General features: G+C 61.5%; 17 protein-coding genes. 6 read left to right on the plus strand and 11 right to left on the minus strand.

The genetic code is table 11. The annotated features are described in order from the left end of the window. Positions 1-14: 14 nt before the first annotated feature. From G7025_RS24430 to G7025_RS24465, 8 genes are all read right to left on the minus strand, one after another. Positions 15-3,650 carry a transporter substrate-binding domain-containing protein gene (locus tag G7025_RS24430; protein WP_181081584.1) on the minus strand — a complete coding sequence of 1,212 codons (3,636 nt, stop codon included), beginning with the start codon at positions 3,648-3,650 and terminating at the stop codon, positions 15-17. Between the two features lie 8 nt (positions 3,651-3,658). After that, positions 3,659-4,285 carry a response regulator transcription factor gene (locus G7025_RS24435; RefSeq protein ID WP_181081585.1) on the minus strand — a complete coding sequence of 209 codons (627 nt, stop codon included), beginning with the start codon at positions 4,283-4,285 and terminating at the stop codon, positions 3,659-3,661. A gap of 257 nt (positions 4,286-4,542) precedes the next feature. Next, positions 4,543-4,938 carry a response regulator gene (locus tag G7025_RS24440; protein WP_181081586.1) on the minus strand — a complete coding sequence of 132 codons (396 nt, stop codon included), beginning with the start codon at positions 4,936-4,938 and terminating at the stop codon, positions 4,543-4,545. Positions 4,939-5,112: 174 nt separating this feature from the next. Beyond that, positions 5,113-6,444, minus strand: coding sequence for a deoxyguanosinetriphosphate triphosphohydrolase (locus G7025_RS24445; RefSeq protein ID WP_181081587.1), 1,332 nt, complete (start codon positions 6,442-6,444; stop codon positions 5,113-5,115). Positions 6,445-6,515: 71 nt separating this feature from the next. Further along, the gene (locus tag G7025_RS24450) at positions 6,516-7,679 is read right to left on the minus strand and encodes an EAL domain-containing protein (RefSeq protein WP_181081588.1); all 1,164 of its coding nucleotides are present in this window, start codon (positions 7,677-7,679) and stop codon (positions 6,516-6,518) included. A gap of 102 nt (positions 7,680-7,781) precedes the next feature. After that, complete coding sequence (locus tag G7025_RS24455; protein WP_181081589.1) at positions 7,782-8,123, minus strand: hypothetical protein; 342 nt, start codon at positions 8,121-8,123, stop codon at positions 7,782-7,784. Further along, positions 8,120-8,509 (minus strand): phage holin family protein, encoded by a 390-nt coding sequence (locus G7025_RS24460; protein ID WP_181081590.1) that lies wholly within the window; start codon positions 8,507-8,509, stop codon positions 8,120-8,122. The genes G7025_RS24455 and G7025_RS24460 overlap by 4 nt, the downstream gene beginning before the upstream one ends. Before the next feature lie 3 nt (positions 8,510-8,512). Further along, complete coding sequence (locus G7025_RS24465) at positions 8,513-8,827, minus strand: DUF883 family protein (protein WP_034096616.1); 315 nt, start codon at positions 8,825-8,827, stop codon at positions 8,513-8,515. Between the two features lie 345 nt (positions 8,828-9,172). Between G7025_RS24465 and G7025_RS24470 the strand changes: the two genes are divergently transcribed. Then, entirely contained in the window at positions 9,173-10,381 is a 1,209-nt protein-coding gene (locus G7025_RS24470) for an ammonium transporter (protein ID WP_181081591.1), read from the plus strand. On the opposite strand, the gene G7025_RS24475 is transcribed toward G7025_RS24470, so the two are convergent. Then, positions 10,368-12,098, minus strand: coding sequence for a cation:proton antiporter (locus G7025_RS24475; protein WP_181081592.1), 1,731 nt, complete (start codon positions 12,096-12,098; stop codon positions 10,368-10,370). The two genes, G7025_RS24470 and G7025_RS24475, sit on opposite strands and share 14 nt — an antisense overlap. Positions 12,099-12,319: 221 nt before the next feature. Here G7025_RS24475 and G7025_RS24480 point away from each other — a divergent pair, with 221 nt between their 5' ends. The 3 genes from G7025_RS24480 to G7025_RS24490 all read left to right on the plus strand — a co-directional run bounded on the left by G7025_RS24480 (position 12,320) and on the right by G7025_RS24490 (position 13,928). Next, the gene (locus tag G7025_RS24480) at positions 12,320-12,556 is read left to right on the plus strand and encodes a glutaredoxin family protein (protein ID WP_181081612.1); all 237 of its coding nucleotides are present in this window, start codon (positions 12,320-12,322) and stop codon (positions 12,554-12,556) included. A 73-nt stretch (positions 12,557-12,629) separates the two neighbouring features. Next, positions 12,630-12,965, plus strand: coding sequence for a hypothetical protein (locus G7025_RS24485; protein ID WP_034096620.1), 336 nt, complete (start codon positions 12,630-12,632; stop codon positions 12,963-12,965). A 72-nt stretch (positions 12,966-13,037) separates the two neighbouring features. Beyond that, positions 13,038-13,928: a pseudouridine synthase gene (locus G7025_RS24490; RefSeq protein WP_181081593.1), complete on the plus strand. Its 891-nt coding sequence runs from the start codon at positions 13,038-13,040 to the stop codon at positions 13,926-13,928. Between the two features lie 56 nt (positions 13,929-13,984). On the opposite strand, the gene G7025_RS24495 is transcribed toward G7025_RS24490, so the two are convergent. Together G7025_RS24495 and mobA are read right to left on the minus strand one after the other, a co-directional pair. Further along, entirely contained in the window at positions 13,985-14,206 is a 222-nt protein-coding gene (locus tag G7025_RS24495; RefSeq protein WP_034096622.1) for a YgdI/YgdR family lipoprotein, read from the minus strand. An 80-nt stretch (positions 14,207-14,286) separates the two neighbouring features. Further along, positions 14,287-14,889 (minus strand): molybdenum cofactor guanylyltransferase MobA, encoded by a 603-nt coding sequence (gene mobA, locus G7025_RS24500; protein WP_181081594.1) that lies wholly within the window; start codon positions 14,887-14,889, stop codon positions 14,287-14,289. Positions 14,890-14,965: 76 nt separating this feature from the next. On the opposite strand from mobA, the gene moaB reads away from it, so the two are divergent. Next, complete coding sequence (gene moaB / locus G7025_RS24505; protein ID WP_181081595.1) at positions 14,966-15,505, plus strand: molybdenum cofactor biosynthesis protein B; 540 nt, start codon at positions 14,966-14,968, stop codon at positions 15,503-15,505. Beyond that, on the plus strand, positions 15,489-16,715 hold the full coding sequence (locus tag G7025_RS24510) for a molybdopterin molybdotransferase MoeA (RefSeq protein ID WP_181081596.1): 1,227 nt from the start codon (positions 15,489-15,491) through the stop codon (positions 16,713-16,715). Before moaB ends, G7025_RS24510 begins: the two co-directional genes overlap by 17 nt. Positions 16,716-16,815: the final 100 nt, after the last annotated feature.

Raw genomic sequence — 16,815 nt, forward strand, 5'->3', positions numbered from 1 at the left:
GGAGCGTCCGCCCGTTAAGGGTTGTCCAACTCGTGGAGCTGCACCTGCAGCATTCTTTCCAGCTCCAGCATCAGCTTTTCCAGGGCTTTTGCGCCCGCGTCAACCAACGGCCGGTCATCGCCCCGGCCGCAGGCCTGTTCGAGGGCTTCGCACTGTGCCGCCAAGGCGCGGGCTTGGACAATGCGCGCGGCGCCCTTGATTTTGTGGGCCTGTTCGATGATGTCTTTGTAGGGGGCCTGCGCGCTCGTCAGGGCAAGCAGTTCCTGGCGATCCTGACGACTGCTGTTGAGCAGCTCTTCCAGCAGGCGGCGGCTCAGGAGCGGGTCGCCGCCGGTCAGGGCGTCGAAATTGCCCAAGTCGATGAGCTGCTCGGCATGACGGGGGCGGATCTTCGCCAGTTGCCGTTCCAGCGCCGTCAGGCTGATGGGCTTGAACAGGCAGTCGTTCATGCCGGCCTGGGCGCAGCGTTGCTTCTCTTCGGGCTGGGCGTTGGCGGTAAAGCCCAGTACCACGCAGGGAGGCAGTTGCTCGCGCTGCTCGTATTCGCGGATGGAACGACTGAGTTCATAACCATTCATGATGGGCATGTTGCAGTCGGCGATCACCAGGTCGAAATGCTCCTGGCGCCAGGCCTGGAAGCCGGCTGCGCCGTTCTGCGCAGCACTGAACTGATGCCCCAGGTAGCCCAGTTGCTGGCACATCAACAGGCGGTTCGCCGGGTGATCGTCCACTACCAGCACATTGAGTACCGGCGCGGTCGAGGGCCTCTGTGGCTTGTGCTCTTCCACCGCCAGTTCCGGCTGCAGGCGCGTCATCTTCAGGTTTATATGCACCTGGGTGCCCACCATGGGCACACTGCTCAGGCTCAGTTGCCCACCCATCATGGCGCACAGGCTGCGGCAGATCACCAGCCCCAGGCCTGCGCCGCTCCTGGCCAGTTGCCCGGAGTTGTCCGCCTGGGCAAAGGGCTCGAAGAGGCGCAACTGATCTTCGCGACTGATTCCGATGCCGGTGTCTTCCACCACCAGTTTCATCTCGACCTGCTGTGCCAGGTCGGTCGGCAGTACCTCCACCTTGATCTTGACCTGGCCACGCTCGGTGAACTTGATTGCGTTGCTGATCAGGTTCGACAGCACCTGCTTGAAGCGCAGCGGGTCGATCAGCACTTCGGTGTTATCCAGGTCAGGCTTGAATTCCAGCAGCAGACTCAGGGTTTTCTGACGCGCCAGGCCATCGAAGACGCGCACCACCGACTCGATGACGTCCCGCAGGTTCACGCGCTCCGGGGCCAGGCTCAGGCGACCGGATTCAATTCGTGCAATGTCGAGAATATCGCCGATCAGTTCCAGCAGGTCCTTGGCCGAGTTGTAGGCCACTTCGATGGCCGGGCGATCCAGGTGGCCCTGGTCCGCGCGCTTGAGTGTGAGCTCGAGCATACCGATCACGGCGTTCATCGGGGTGCGGATTTCATGGCTCATGGTGGCCAGGAATGTGCTCTTGGCGCGGTTGGCTTCATCGGCGCGCTCCTTGGCGGCGCGCAGCTCATCGAATAATTGGCGTCGCTCGCTGATGTCGATCCAGCCGCCGATGATGCCCTGGACTTCGCCGTCGGAGTCGCGATAGGGCAGGATCCAGTGATAAATCGTGAGTTTTTTACCGCGGATGTGCAGGGTGCGATCCAGGATCAGCGGGTTGCCTTCGGCCACGACGCGCTGGTAGTCGGCATGGTATTGCGCCGCTTCCTGCGCAAGAGCGGTACTGATCTGCACCGCGCTCTTGCCGATCACGTCCTCGCGCTTGACGTCGAATACCTGCAGGTAGCTGTCGTTGCATGTCTGCAACAAGCCCTTGCGGTCACGTACGTAGATCGGATGCGGCGTTTCGTTAACCAGCGCGCGCATGAATTCGAACTGGTCATTAAGCGCACGCTCGGCCATTTTGCGATGCCTGATCTGGCGCCGCATGTAGGCGTTCCAGGTCAGCGAAATCAACAGCAGCAGGCCGGTGCCGATAATGATGCGGGCGATCAGTTCATGGTAGTTGCGCCAGTAGCTGTCGGACGCGGCGGTATAGCCTCGCCAGCGGCTGTTGATCACGCCCAGCTCATCAGGAGCGATGCTCAGCAGCGCCTTGTCGAGAATCGAACTGAGTTCGGTGGCGCCGCGTGAGGTCGCCAGGGCAAACGCTGCGGGCGTCGTGCCTATGCTGAAGCTGGTTTGAACCTTGTCCTGGAACATGGACGAGGAGAGGGAATAGTTGGCGACCACCAGCGTATTCACGGCGCCATCGACGTGTCCTTGAACCAGCAACTCAGTGGCCTTGAAGGTATCCCCGGTTTCAACCAATCGAATCTGCGGAAAGTGCTCGCGCAGGAATTTTATCGGCGGGCTGCCTTGGGTCACCGCCACCCGCTTGCCCGACATTTCCTCCAGCCCCATAGGGGCGTTCTCCTCCTTGCGCGTCAACATAACGTAGGAGTTTTCCAGATAGGGGCGGCTGAAGTTCAGTTGGTCCTCGCGTTCGGCGCTGGGGGCGATAGCGCCGATGATGTCGGCGTTACCGGATTCGACCTGCTCGATCATCTCGTTCACGTCACGCCCGCGCTGGACCTCGAAGCGCAGCCCGGTGCGCAGGCGAATCAGTTCCAGCAGGTCGGCGGTGATACCGCGAAAATTACCCTCGGCATCGAAGAATGTCAGGGGCGCGAAGGTTTCGTTCACGATCACCTTGACCACCGGGTTTTCCTGCAGCCAGCGTTCTTCGCGCGAGGTCAGTTGCAACTTCTTGTCGGTCAGCAGGATATCGCTGCCGGCGCTCCAGCGCTTGGCGATGGTTTCTCGTTCGCTGGTGGACACCGCCATCAGGGCAGCGTCGACGATGCTCAGCAGAATGTGCTGGTGCTGGGCAATGGCAAAGCTGAAACCGTAGGCTTCGTGTTTGCCGAAATTGGCCATGTGGACGTTTTTCAGGTAGCCCTTGTTGATCATGTAATGGGTGGAGATAGTGTCGCCGAGGAACACGTCGGCCTGTTCGAATGCCACGGCATTCAAGGCGTTCTGGTAGGACGGGTAGGCGCGGATGATTGCGTTGGGATACAGCTTCTCGACTTCGCCCAGGGGGAGGTAGTGATACACCAGGGCCAGGCGCATTCCCGCCAGGCCGTCGCTGAGGCTGCGGGTTTCGCCCTCGCGGGTCACCAGTACGGGCTGATCCACGGCGTAGGGTTCCGACAGACTGAGATTGGGATTTGCAGCTTCGAAACCGTTGGAAGAGCCCAGGAGGTCGACGTCGCCGGTTTCAAGGGCGCGGATGGCCGCCTCTCGAGTGGGGTAGCGCACCACTTTGATCGGCAGGCCCAGTGCCTTGGCCAGCAGCCCGGCGTAATCGGCGGTGAGGCCTTCATAGTCGCGTCCGCTGGAGGTGAGATCAAAGGGCGGGTAGTCAGGGGCCGATGTGCCCAGCACCAGTTCGCGTTTGTTCTGCAGCCACTGGCGCTGGGCTTTGTCCAGGTGGGTTTCCAGTTGTACCGAGCCTGCTCGACTCAGTAAGTTGAAGTATTCCGGGCCGGTTGGAGGGGCAGCAGGCACGGCAATGCTGAAGCACAGACCGGCACTCAATATAATCAGATAGTCCTTTATACGCCTGGGCATCCGTCTTCTCACACTAACGCGTTTCGTTTTGCCATCTCGATAAGTTCTACCAAGGACTTGGCTTGAAGTTTCTGCATCAGCCTTTTCTTATAAGTGCTTACTGTTTTATTGCTGAGGAACATGCCTTTGGCAATTTCCTTGTTGGTGCGGCCTTGTGCAAAAAGTTGCAATACCATCAGCTCCCGATCATTTACCGCTTTGAACAGTTCAAGTTCCTTGGATACTTCGGCATCCGCGCCATTGCCGTTCAAGGCCTGACTGGGGAAGTAGTTGTAGCCCGACAATACGGCGCGGATGGCACTGAGCAATTCGCTCAGGTCGCCTTCCTTGCAGACATACCCATCGGCGCCGGAGCGCATGCAGCGGGTAGCGAACAGTGTGGGCGACTGGGCCGTGAGTACCAGGGTCTTCATCGAGGTATTCATGGCGTTGAAACGGCACAGCACTTCAAGGCCATCGAGCTTCGGAATGCTGATATCCAGGATGATAAGGTCCGGCAAGCATTCGCGGACCATTTGTATGGCATCGCATCCGTTGTCCGTTTCGCCCACTACTTTGTAGCCCTCATGTTCCAACAACATTCGGATGGCAAGCCTTATAACCGGATGGTCATCAATAATAAAAACTGTGTTCATGATTACATTTCCATGCAGGTGCAAATAAAGCGGGCACATTAGCTCAGAAGCGGAGCGAGGAGCATGAAGCCTGGGGTGGCTAGATATAAAACAGGAAAATTCCTACATTAAAAAAGGTAAAGGCCTACCGGTTGCTCAGGCTTGGTGAAGGGAGATAAGCGGATTTCGTAGATCGCCAGGCGAAATCTTGGCGCCAGGTGTTTCAAGGCTGCGCTGCGGAAAATTTTCCACGGGTTTATATGTTTTTAGTCCTACATTTATAACTTTGGCAGGGCCTTGATTAAATGTGTAAGTTCGTCCTTGTTCAATGGTTTTGGCAAGTAGCCCAGTAACGGCAGGCCGCGCTGTCGTGCCTGGTCGTACAACGTTGCCAGTTCTGTTGCGGGCAGTCCGCTGAGCAGGATCGCGGCGCCGATCAGGCGCTGCTGGCTGGCGATTTCAATCAGCTCGAGGCCCGGCAGGTCAGGCAGGCATTGGTCGCACAGCAAAATATCGAAGGGCTTTTCGGCCAGCGTCATCAAATGGATCGCCTGGGCGGCGTTTTCGGCCGGGGTCAGCCGTTCGAAGCCGAAACTGCGCAGCAAACACTGGGCGGCGATCAATTGAAAGGGATGGTCCTCCACCAACAGGATGCTAAGAGAGTGACTGGGCATAAAAAGTACACGATGAGTCGAGCGTCGAAGGGGGGCATGTAGGAACAGTTGGTAAACAATATGCCCGAAGCGTGAGCGATTATTCTTCGAGGGGCTGTGCGAATTCGATCAGGCCGCTCTGTTCCCGTCGTAGGCAGATTCTGGTCGGGGAGCAGGCGGCTTGGTGGGGCATGATTATTGAGGGCTCGAACGCCCGGTCATTTCTCGCGCCATCTCGGTGGCATAGCTGTCGGTCATGCCGGCAATAAAGTCGATCATGCGCAGGAACGAAGTGTGCAGCGACCACGCCGGATTCGGGGCGTTATTGCCCAGCAGGTCGAGAATGCGCCGGTTCTTGAACGACGGCGTGCGCCCGCCATGTTGCTCGAGTGCCGCGCCGCAGAACGCATTCAGGAGAATTTCCAGAGTGGTATAGGCGCCGATCTCGTGCAATGTCTTGCGCTTGTCCTGGAAGATCTTCTTGCGCGCCATGTCTTTGGCATCTAGCACGCAGCGCTTGGCCGGACCGTGCATATGTTCGACCAGATCGCCGGGCAGGGTGCCGGCCAGCAACGCATCCTGCTGTTCGACAAATGCTCGCGCCGCGGCGTTGGTCAGGTGCTCGATGGCCTTGCCGCGCAGGATCGCCAGTTTGCGCCGGCGAGAGTCCAGCGGCCCCAATTGACGATAAGTCTGAGGCAGGTCGTCGCCCACCAGATCGAGCAGCAGCGACTCGACTTCGGCGTACTCCAGCAAGTCCATTTCCAGGCCGTCTTCAAGGTCGATCAAGGCGTAGCAGATGTCGTCTGCAGCCTCCATCAGATAGACCAGCGGGTGACGCGCCCACCGTTGCTCTTCCAATTGCGGCAGGCCAAGTTTGTGGGCGATTTGCTCCAGAATCGGCAGTTCGCTCTGGTAGCAGCCGAACTTGTGTTTCTTGTAGCCCAGGGAATCGGCGTGGCGGGCGGTCCAGGGGTATTTGAGGTAAGTGCCCAAGGTGGCATATGTCAGGCGCGTGCCGCCGTCGAACTGGTGATATTCCAATTGAGTGAGCACGCGAAAGCCTTGGGCGTTGCCTTCAAAATTGAGGAAGTCATTGCGCTCGGCGCTGCTCATGTCATCCAGCCAGCCGCGTCCGGCGGCCTGCTGGAACCAGTGGCGAATCGCATCTTCGCCGGAATGCCCGAACGGCGGGTTGCCGATGTCATGGGCCAGGCAGGCCGACTGCACCACCATGCCCAGATCGCTGGGGTCGCACCAGTCGGGCAGGGCGCTGCGCAAGGTTTCGCCGACGCGCATGCCCAGGGAGCGGCCGACGCAGCTGACTTCCAGTGAGTGCGTCAGCCGGGTATGGATGTGATCGTTGCTCGATACGGGGTGCACTTGGGTCTTGCGGCCCAGGCGGCGAAACGCGCCGGAGAAAATAATGCGGTCGTGGTCTTTGTGAAACGGGCTGCGGCCCAACTCTTCCGGGCTGTGCAGTGGTTTTCCAAGACGTTCGCGGGTCAGCAGGGTAGGCCAATCCAAGGCGGGTACTCTCCGTGCGGTGAATGACCCCCCCAGCTTCCCGGTTCCTCTGTGGCGGGGCAAGCGAAAATCTACAGGCCGGCGGCGTCGATATCGATTAACAGCAAGCGCTGACCGTTATCGAAGAATTGTCCGGCGGTGAGGCAGTACTGGTTGGTGGTGGCATCGCGGTAGGTCGAAGACAGCGTCAGGCGGCGCTCCTCCCAGCCCTCGGCGAGCAAATGGTAAAAGTACGGGCGCCACGACCAGTTGTGGCCCAGGTAGCGGCTGTCGGCCTGCCAGGCGTCCTGGCGCCACTCGAAGTTGGGCGTCAGCTGGGTGCCATGAGGATCGCACTGATAAAAGCGCAGCAACCACGGGAACGCCGGCAATTGCGGTAATTGACTCAGCGGCGCCTCGGCCAGGGCCCAGTGCTGCAGAATATTCATCAACTCGGCCATTTGCTGGCGCAACTGCATGATGCGCGCGCGCTCCGCCAGTTTCTGCTTGACGTAGGCGCCGCGCAGTTGCGCAAAACGTGGCACGAAAGCGTCGGCGGCAAACCAGTCCAGCTGCGCCTGGGCGAACAGGTAACCCTGTACGTAACGGGCACCGCACTCCAGGGCAAAGCTCAACTGCGCTTCGGTCTCCACACCTTCGGCGATGATCCAGCAACCGGTCTTTTCCGCCATTTGCGCCAGTGCCCGTACCACCTCGCTGCTCGGTCCGCCGCGTGCGGCTTCCTGGAACAGGCGCATGTCCAGCTTGAGAATGTCCGGCTGCAACGCCAGTACCCGGTCGAGCTGGGAATAGCCGGCGCCGAAGTCATCGATGGCAATGCGCGCGCCCGCCTCGCGATAACGCGCCACCACCTCCGTCAGGCGCTGAATGTCGCCACCCAGTTCGGTGATCTCGAACACGATGCGTTGTGGGTCGACGCCGTGGCTGTGGATCTGTTTCAAGCTCGGCAGCGGCTGGCCGGCACGCAGGCGATTGATCCAGCGCGGCGAGATATTCAGGCTCAGGAACCAGTCCTCAGGCGCTTCATGCAGGCGGCTCAGGGCGTTGTCGCGCAGTTGTCGGTCAAGGCGCCGCAAGGCCACACCCGGCGTGCGCGGATCGGCGAACAGCGGGCCCACCGACTGCAGGCGACCATCCGCCAGGCGCAGGCGGCCGAGGGCTTCCACGCCGGCGATGCGGCCGGTGGCGGTGTCGATGAAAGGCTGGAAACAGGCGAGCGGTTGCCCGTCGATCACGGGGCCTCCTTAGAAGCGTCGGCGAAAAAAGGCCCGGCCCTCTAAAACGAGGGCCGGGCCGATTCTGTTAGCAAGAATGCAGCCAGCACGGGCGGGTGCGGCTCAGGGTTTGCGCGAGCGGCCCTGCATGGCCAATTTGATCAGAGGGATTAACCCGGCCCCCAATCGCACCAGGCGTGTCACGCTGCTGATACTGCCGCCCTTGGCGCCCTTGCCGGTGAAGAAACCCATCAGCGTCACCGCCGCCATGCCCCACAGCGGCGCGTGCTTGATGCCCAGGTTGTCCTGCCAGTTATGCCGCATGTCGCGCATCTTGTGCAGCGGCGCCAGGAGTTGATGGGACTCGTGGCGGATTTCCTGGCGGTGCATCTCCATGCGCAGGCGAATCAACGCCTTGCGCATTTCCCGCCGTGTGGTGGATTGCGGAACTTCAGTCAGGCTCATGGCAGCAGGCGCTCCCGGTCATTGGCCAACTCTTCGAGGGTGGCATGGAACGGCGTGGACTCATCGAACACCGCCGCTTTCAGGCGCACGCCACAGAAGGCTGCGGCCAGGCTGTAGAACACGCAGAGGCAGATGATACCGGTCAGACGATAGCCGGTGTCCCACACCAGAATCATCACCAGGGTCGACAACCCCACCAGCAGCAACAGCGCAAACACCAGGGCCAGGCCCGCAAACAACAGCAGGCTGACGGTGCGGGCTTTCTGCTCCTGCAACTCGATGCCGAACAGTTCGACGTGGCTGTGCAGCAAGCCCAGAACGGCCGCGCCCAGGCGTCGTGAGGTAGAACTTGCGCCCGTAGACGAGCCGTTTTCGCCGATAGACATAATTTAGCGCCTTGTAGCCAGCAGGCCGATCAGAAAGCCTACGCCTGCAGCGATGCCGATCGACTGCCAGGGGTTGGCCTGTACGTAATCTTCAGTCGCCGTCACCGCCGCCTGGCCGCGCTCGCGCAGAGAGTCTTCGGTCAGTTGCAGGGTTTCGCGGGCCTTGAGCAGGCTCTCATGAATCTTGCTGCGCAGTTCATCGGCCTGGTCGCCGGCGAGGATTGCGGTGTCGTCCAGCAACTTCTCGGTGTCGCTGACCAGGGTTTGAAAATCCGCCATCAGTATTTCTTGAGCAGTCTTTGCAGTGGTTCTGGCCATGGGTATCTCCGTGATTGGCTGAGCGGTGCGTGTGGTTTCGAGTCACCGGCGTCGGTGAAGGTTCAGTGCAATTGTCTGGTACAGCTTTTGCTTTGCCTTGGTGCGCAGGCTCCGGGCCTGCGCTGAAGACGGGCGGGCGAGGCGCAAACCTCGAAAAACCTTACCCTAAAACACTCCAACTCGCGGAAAAACCCTGTCGGCAATGGCCTGCTGTGCTGTTCGTTGCGCTAAAGCGGTTCACGCTCCCTTCAGAGGGGTGGTGCCGGTGGTGCCAATTTAGTGCGCGAACCTCTGGCTTGAACCGCTTTGGTGCTTTTTGCCCTGACTACAGGCCTGCCAATTTCCATGGACAATCTGCAACGTGCGGTGGACACCCTGGTCCATAGCTCCAACACCCTGTTTATCCTGATCGGCGCGGTCATGGTCCTGGCCATGCACGCCGGCTTCGCATTTCTGGAAGTCGGTACGGTGCGGCAGAAAAACCAGGTCAACGCGCTGTCGAAAATCCTCAGCGATTTCGCCATCTCGACCCTGGCGTATTTCTTTATAGGCTATTGGATCTCCTACGGTGTGAGCTTCCTGCAACCGGCGGCGGTGATCAGTGCCGATCATGGCTACGGCCTGGTGAAGTTCTTTTTTCTGCTGACGTTTGCCGCGGCGATTCCGGCGATCATCTCCGGGGGCATTGCCGAGCGGGCCAGGTTCGCGCCGCAGTTGTGCGCCACCGCGTTGATCGTGGCTTTTATCTATCCGTTTTTCGAGGGGCTTGTCTGGAACGGCAATTTCGGCCTGCAGGCCTGGTTGCTGGCCTCTTTCGGTGCCAGTTTCCACGACTTCGCCGGCTCGGTGGTGGTGCACGCCACGGGCGGCTGGCTGGCGCTTGCGGCGGTGTTGCTGCTGGGGCCGCGCAACGGTCGCTACCGCGAGGGGCGGCTGGTGGCGTTCGCGCCGTCGAGCATTCCGTTCCTGGCATTGGGTTCGTGGATCCTGATCGTCGGCTGGTTCGGCTTCAACGTGATGAGCGCCCAGACCCTGGACGGCGTCAGCGGCCTGGTGGCGGTCAACTCGCTGATGGCTATGGTGGGCGGCACCGTCGCCGCGCTGGTGATCGGTCGCAACGACCCCGGTTTTCTGCATAACGGGCCACTGGCCGGTTTGGTGGCGATCTGCGCCGGTTCCGACCTGATGCACCCGGTAGGCGCATTGGTCACCGGCGTGGTGGCCGGTGGTTTGTTCGTGTGGTGCTTTATCGCCGCCCAGGATCGCTGGAAGATCGACGATGTGCTGGGTGTGTGGCCGCTGCACGGCCTTTGCGGCGTGTGGGGCGGCATTGCCTGCGGGCTCTTTGGTCAGACGGTTCTTGGCGGATTGGGCGGCGTGAGCCTGATCAGCCAGTTGATCGGCACCGCCCTCGGTGTGGCCGTGGCGTTCGGCGGCGGGCTGGTGGTGTATGGCACGATCAAGCGCGTGCACGGGTTGCGGCTGAGCCAGGAGCAGGAGTACTACGGCGCGGACTTGTCGATCCACAAGATCGGCGCGGTCAGTCAGGATTGATCGGCGCCTCGTCGTTGTCGCTGGGCGGCGCGTGAAAACCGTGCAGCAGGCGATAGCGGTTCTGCCGGACTTCGTCGACCCGCGCCTGCACTTGTTGGTCCGGCAGGCCCAGCAGGAGCAAGGCGTGGGCGGCCAGCATCAGGCTCGACTCCAATAGCTCGGGCACCACTTCAGTGGCGCCCGCGGCCTTCAGTTCGGCCCACTGGCTATCGTCGCGGGTGCGCACCAGGATCGGCACCTGGGCGTTGATGCGGCGCGCCTCTTTGAGTACTACCAGCGCGACATCACTGTTATCCACGGCTATCACCACCAATCGCGCGCGCTCCACGCCCACGGCGCTGAGCAGGGCACCGCGCCGGCAGTCGCCGTAGTGCACGCTGCTGTCTTCGGTCGCCACTTCCTGCACCCGTTCCGGGTCGTCATCCAGCGCGATGAATGCCTGTTGCTCGCGCCGCAGAAAGCGCCCGATGGATTGGCCGACACGGCCGTAACCGCAGATCACGGCATGGTTGCGCAACTGCGCATTGAGCGCGGTGATGGTCTCCAGTTGCACCTGTTGATTGGGTTTGCGGTGCAGGCGCAGGGCTATCGCCGGGGCGGCGCGCAACAGCAAAGGGGTCAGGAGCATCGAGCAGAATGTCGCGGCGAGCAGCAGGCCGTTGAATTGCTGCGGGATCAATTGGCTCTGTTGCATCTGCGCCATCAGGGCGAAGCAGAATTCACCACCCTGGGCCAGGGCCAGGCCGCTGCGCCAGGCGGTTTCCACATCGCTGCCGCGCAGTTTGACCAGCACGGCCACCACACAGCCCTTGATCAGCATCAGCGTAAGGGTCATGCCGAGGATCAGCAGGCTGTGGCTGACGAACAGCTGCAGGTCGATGAGCATGCCGATGCTGACAAAAAACAAGCCCAGCAGGATGTCGCGAAACGGCCGAATATCCGCTTCGATCTGATGGCGGTAATGGCTTTCGCCCAACAGCATCCCGGCCAGGAACGCGCCGAGGGCAGGGGAGAGGCCGAGCAGGTGAGTCAGCCAGGCGGTCAGCAGCACGATGACCAAGGCCAGCAATACGAACAGCTCCGCCGAGTGCGACGCGGCCACTTCATGGAACAGACGCGGCAGCAGCCAACGGCTGGCGAGCAGCAGGCCGAAGAACAACACCACGGTCTTGCCCAGGGTCAACGGCAACGCCACGTACCAGGCCTGGTCACTGCTGCCGGCGAACACCGGCACCAGGGTCAGCAGCAGTACCGCGACGACGTCCTGAAACAGCAGCACACCAATCGCGTTCTGGCCATGACTGCTGAAAATTTCGCCAAGGCTGCTCAGCTCCTTACTGACAATGGCCGTGGACGACAGCGCCAGCCCCGCGCCGAGCAACAGCGCAATGCCCGGCGCTACCCCCAGCGCCATCAAGGTCGCCCCCAGCAGCACGCCGCAACCCAGTACCTGCAGGCTGCCCAGGCCGAACACTACATGGCGAAGGGCAAGCATTTTGGTCAGGGAAAATTCCAGGCCCAGGGAAAACAGCAGAAACACCACGCCCAGCTCAGCGAGGTCCGGCAGCTCTTCGCTGTCGTTGACCCAATCGAGCGCGGTGGGCCCCACGGCCAGGCCCACGCACAGATAGCCCAGCACGGGCGGCAGCTGCAGCCGGCGAAACAGGGCAATCACCACCAGGGATGACGCCAGAATGATCAGCAGGTTGGCGAACACAAACCTCTCCGTTGCAGGGTAAGCGGACAAAAAGCCGCGAGAATGGCTGAATCAGTTATAGGCCATGGTGACGTGGGTCAGCTTTTTAATGATGTGCAGCGTTTTTTTTTGGGGTGAGCGGGCTCATCACAAACGCTCGCTCACCGCCAACAATGCGCAACTCGCCACCGTCGGCAGGCGGGCTTAGAATGACCCACCTTATTCTGATCAGGCCTTCCGTCATGCGTCCTGAATGCCAGCTGTTCGGCACCCTGGGTTGCCACCTGTGTGAGATTGCCGAAGCCGAAATCATGCCGCTCGTCGAACATGGGTTGCAGGTTGAATTGGTGGACATCACCGATCCCGATGACCTCACCGAGGTCTACGGCCTGCGGATTCCGGTGCTTCGACGGGTGGATACGGGGGCGGAGCTGGACTGGCCCTTCGACACCGAACAGGTGGTCGCCTTCCTTCTCTGACGTCAGGCGATGGCGAGTTTCCAAATATTAAGTTACTGTATGTTTGTACAGCGATTGAATAGAGGGAACGCCCGTGGTGAATGTTGAACAACTGAAAAGCAGCGTCAATCGCATGTCCGCCGACATCGTGCGTGATGCGGTGAACGAGCTGCGCCTGGACGGCCTGGTCACGGAAGGCAAGACGCCGTTCAACAAAGTGCATTTCAATACCTGCTTTGCCGAAATCGAAGCGTTGTTCCAGCGCGCCGGCTATCACAAGCAATTGGATGTGGTGGGTTATCAGGGCCTGCTCTACGCACTCTACGATCCGGGGCGCTGGGAGGCGGTGGACGTCCTGCGTTGGCTCAAGGAATTCACCGAGGCCGCCAGCGCCTCGCCGATCCTGCGCGCCGAATTGGCCAAGGCCTGAGATCCGCCCTAGGCTCGATCCCGCTCCATGCGGGATAATGCCCGCCGGTTTTCCCAGGCTTCGAGCGTCGTCATGTCCACTTCCGGTTTTTCCGCGTCCCAGCACCAGGCCAGCACCTTGTATCTGCCACCCGGCCCTTGGGCCACGGTGCTTGACTGCCTGTGCGCGCACTTCCCCGCGATCAGCCGCGACCACTGGCTGGACCGCATCGCTCGCGGTCGCGTGCTGGACATCGATGGCAGCCCCATCGACCAGGGCCTGCCCTACAAGGAAGGCTTGTGCATCTACTACTTCCGCGAGGTGCCGAATGAAAAGGTCATCCCTGTGGAGGAAACCATTCTGTATGCCGACGAACACTTGGTGGTGGCCGACAAACCGCATTTCCTGCCCGTGACTCCGGCCGGTGAATACGTAGAACAAACGCTGCTGCGCCGTCTGATTCGTCGCCTGGATAACCCGTCGCTGGTGCCCCTGCACCGCATCGACCGGCACACGGCGGGGCTGGTGCTGTTTTCGGCCAACCCCCACAGCCGCGCGGCGTATCAGCAACTGTTTCCTACGCGCAGGATCGATAAATTTTACGAAGCCATCGCGCCCGCGCTGCCGGATCTCACCTTTCCCTTGGTGCACAAAAGTCGTCTGGTAGACGGTGAACCGTTCTTTCGCATGCAGGAAGGTCCCGGTGTCAACAACACCGAAACCGCGGTGGAGGTTCGTGAAAAAAACGGCGAGCTATGGCGTTACGGCCTGTTCCCGGTCACCGGCAAGAAGCACCAGTTGCGCGTGCACATGACCGCGCTGGGGGCGAGTATCTGCAATGACCCGTTCTACCCCGACGTACTCAAGGACGCCGTGGACGACTACGCCAACCCGCTCAAATTGCTGGCTCAGGGCGTGCGGTTTGCCGATCCGGTCACCGGCCAGACGCGTGATTTTCGCAGCCGCATCACCCTCGATTGGTAAACGGCGAAAACGACAAGGCCCGCGCGAGGCGGGCCTTGTGGGCAAACGTTTAAGACTTACAGGTCTTTAACGGTGCGAACCTGGTCTTTGTTGATCCGGGTGTGCTTGCCGTCCAGCTGTTCGAATTCGTAGAAGCCCGAGTCTTCATCGTATTTCGGGGTGTCGACGGCCTGGATTTCACGACCGTCATTCAGGGTGATCACGGTAGGCGAGGCGCAACCGGCGAGGGTAGCGAGGCCCAGTGCGAGCATGAAAGCGGCGATGGTCCGTTGAGTCATGGGTGTGTCTCCGAGAGAATTCTTTGAAATTGCTGACCTTGTGACGCGTAAGGCGTCGCCAAAGTTCCTTGTACGAAAGTTCATTCTGACACGTCAGACTTCTGGTGCAACAGTTCGGGTGTGTTCAAGTTGGCCAGGCGTGGATCATTGGCCGGGCATTCCAGGCCCACGCCGCCCAGCTGCAGCAGAATTTTGCGCGGGCTGCGCTCGCCGGCCTGCCAGGCCTGTTCTACCGCGTTCTTGAGGTGAGTCGGGATGATGCAGATCAACGGCTCCCAGAATTCCCCATGGCGCACCATCACCGGCGACTGCGGGGTGCGTCGTGCCGTGTCACGCAGATCGGTCAGCAGGCGCGCGTCGAGGTGCGGCACATCGCAGGGCAACACCAGCAGGTGCCCGTGGCGCGCAGCGGCGAGCCCGGCGCGGATACCGGCGAGCGGGCCGGGGAAGTCCGCGCTGTCGTCGTTCACCAGTCGATCGGCATAGGCCGCATAACGGTCCTGGTTGCGATTGCAGGAGATGATCAAGTCATCGGTCAGCTCGCGCACCAGCCCGTGCACCTGCGCGATCAGCGGCAGGCCGCGCCAAGTCAGCAGGCCTTTGTCCTGGCCGCCCATGCGCTGGCCGCGGCCACCGGCCAACAACAGAATCGAACAGGGCAATGGGCAGCAATCAAGGGACATGGTGGTTCCACAGCGGCAGGCAAAGGAGGGCCTGTGATATAACACTGGGCTGTTTCTTCGACAACCGGACCGTGCCATGAAAGCCAAGGTTGATGCGCCTTTTGTACCCCTGAATATCGCTGTATTGACCGTCAGCGACACCCGCACCCTGGACACCGATACCTCGGGCCAGGTCTTCGTCGACCGCCTGACCGCCGCCGGCCATCGCCTGGCCGAGCGTGTGCTGCTCAAGGACGACCTTTACAAGATCCGCGCCCAGGTTGCCCACTGGATCGCCGAAGACGTGGTGCAAGTGGTGTTGATCACCGGCGGCACCGGCTTTACCGGCCGCGACAGCACGCCAGAAGCGGTGAGCTGCCTGCTGGACAAGCAGGTCGACGGGTTCGGTGAACTGTTCCGCCAGATATCCGTGGCCGATATCGGTACTTCTACCGTGCAGTCCCGCGCCCTGGCTGGCCTGGCCAACGGCACCCTGGTGTGCTGCCTGCCGGGCTCCACCAACGCGGTGCGCACCGGGTGGGACGGCATCCTCGGCGAGCAGTTGGACAACCGTCATCGCCCGTGCAATTTCGTTGCGCATCTCAAGCAGGCTGAACCTTGTGAATCCCGTGGGTAAGCCCGGCAAGACCGGCGCCCTGATGCCGGTAGAGCAGGCCCTGCAACAGTTGCTGGACATGGCCGACGCCACGCCGATCCGCGCGCAGGAGACGTTGCCCCTGGGCGAATGCGACGCCCGCGTGCTCGCGCAGCCGCTGATCTCCACCCTCGACCTGCCGCCCTGGCCCAACAGTGCCATGGACGGCTATGCCGTGCGCCTGTCGGACTGGACCGGCGAGCCGCTGGTGGTGAGCCAGCGCATCTTCGCCGGTCAGGCGCCGCAGCCGCTGGCGGCCGGCACCTGCGCGCGGATTTTCACCGGTGCGCCAGTGCCGGCCGGCGCCGACTGTGTGGAGATGCAGGAAAATGCGTTGGTGCACGCCGATGAGCGCGTGAGTTTCAGCGAGCCCTTGCACCTGGGCCAGAACATCCGTCCTCAAGGCCAGGAAACCACGGTCGGCGAAACCGTGCTCGACGCGGGTACGCGCCTGGGCCCGATCGAGCTGGGCCTGGCCGCGTCCCTGGGCTGCGACCGTCTGGCCGTGGTGCGGCGTCCACGGGTGGCGGTGCTGTCCACCGGCGACGAGCTGATCGAGCCGGGCCTGCCCCTGGGACCGGGGCAGATCTACAACAGCAACCGCCGCGTGCTCTGCAGTTGGCTGGCGCGGATGGGCTGTGAAGTGATCGATGCCGGGATTCTTCCCGACGATCTGGAGCAGACCCGAGGACGCCTCGCCGGGCTGGGCAGCGTAGACCTGATCCTGTCTACCGGCGGCGTGTCGGTGGGGGAGGCTGACTTCCTGGGCATCGCCCTGCGTGAAGAGGGCGAACTGGCGCTGTGGAAGCTGGCGATCAAGCCAGGCAAGCCGCTGACGTTCGGGCATTTTCGCGGCGTTCCGGTGATCGGGTTGCCAGGCAATCCAGCCTCGACCCTGGTGACGTTTGCACTCCTGGCGCGGCCGTACATCCTGCGGCGTCAAGGCGTGGTCGACGTGGAGCCGTTGCGCGTCGAAGTGCCGGTGGGTTTCGAATGGCCCAAGCCGGGCAACCGCCGCGAGTACCTGCGCGGGCGCATTGAGCAGGGCCGCGCGGTCATCTATCGCAACCAGAGTTCCGGTGTGCTGCGCAGCGCGGCGTGGGCCGAGGGATTTGTGGAGGTGCTGGAAGAGACCACATTGGCGAGGGGGGATCGAGTCAATTTCATTCCCTTGAGTGAGGTACTGGGCTGACCCGCCGCCCACCGGCTCCGGGTGTACAAAGAGGAAAAGTCCTATCAGCTAATCCGAGCACGCACGTTACTTTTCCAGGCTCTGATTAACTGGAGGACTG

The sequence above is a fragment of the Pseudomonas lurida genome, from assembly GCF_013522705.1.
In the GTDB taxonomy this organism is placed as follows: Bacteria; Pseudomonadota; Gammaproteobacteria; order Pseudomonadales; family Pseudomonadaceae; genus Aquipseudomonas; species Aquipseudomonas quebecensis.

Excerpts from the sequence above, each read along its gene's own strand:
- G7025_RS24430 (WP_181081584.1), bottom strand. The coding sequence starts at position 3,650 with ATGCCCAGGCGTATAAAGGACTATCTGATTATATTGAGTGCCGGTCTG.
- G7025_RS24435 (WP_181081585.1), bottom strand. The coding sequence starts at position 4,285 with ATGAACACAGTTTTTATTATTGATGACCATCCGGTTATAAGGCTTGCC.
- G7025_RS24440 (WP_181081586.1), bottom strand. The coding sequence starts at position 4,938 with ATGCCCAGTCACTCTCTTAGCATCCTGTTGGTGGAGGACCATCCCTTT.
- G7025_RS24455 (WP_181081589.1), bottom strand. The coding sequence starts at position 8,123 with ATGAGCCTGACTGAAGTTCCGCAATCCACCACACGGCGGGAAATGCGC.
- G7025_RS24460 (WP_181081590.1), bottom strand. The coding sequence starts at position 8,509 with ATGTCTATCGGCGAAAACGGCTCGTCTACGGGCGCAAGTTCTACCTCA.
- G7025_RS24465 (WP_034096616.1), bottom strand. The coding sequence starts at position 8,827 with ATGGCCAGAACCACTGCAAAGACTGCTCAAGAAATACTGATGGCGGAT.
- G7025_RS24470 (WP_181081591.1), top strand. The coding sequence starts at position 9,173 with ATGGACAATCTGCAACGTGCGGTGGACACCCTGGTCCATAGCTCCAAC.
- G7025_RS24480 (WP_181081612.1), top strand. The coding sequence starts at position 12,320 with ATGCGTCCTGAATGCCAGCTGTTCGGCACCCTGGGTTGCCACCTGTGT.
- G7025_RS24490 (WP_181081593.1), top strand. The coding sequence starts at position 13,038 with ATGTCCACTTCCGGTTTTTCCGCGTCCCAGCACCAGGCCAGCACCTTG.
- G7025_RS24495 (WP_034096622.1), bottom strand. The coding sequence starts at position 14,206 with ATGACTCAACGGACCATCGCCGCTTTCATGCTCGCACTGGGCCTCGCT.
- mobA (WP_181081594.1), bottom strand. The coding sequence starts at position 14,889 with ATGTCCCTTGATTGCTGCCCATTGCCCTGTTCGATTCTGTTGTTGGCC.
- moaB (WP_181081595.1), top strand. The coding sequence starts at position 14,966 with ATGAAAGCCAAGGTTGATGCGCCTTTTGTACCCCTGAATATCGCTGTA.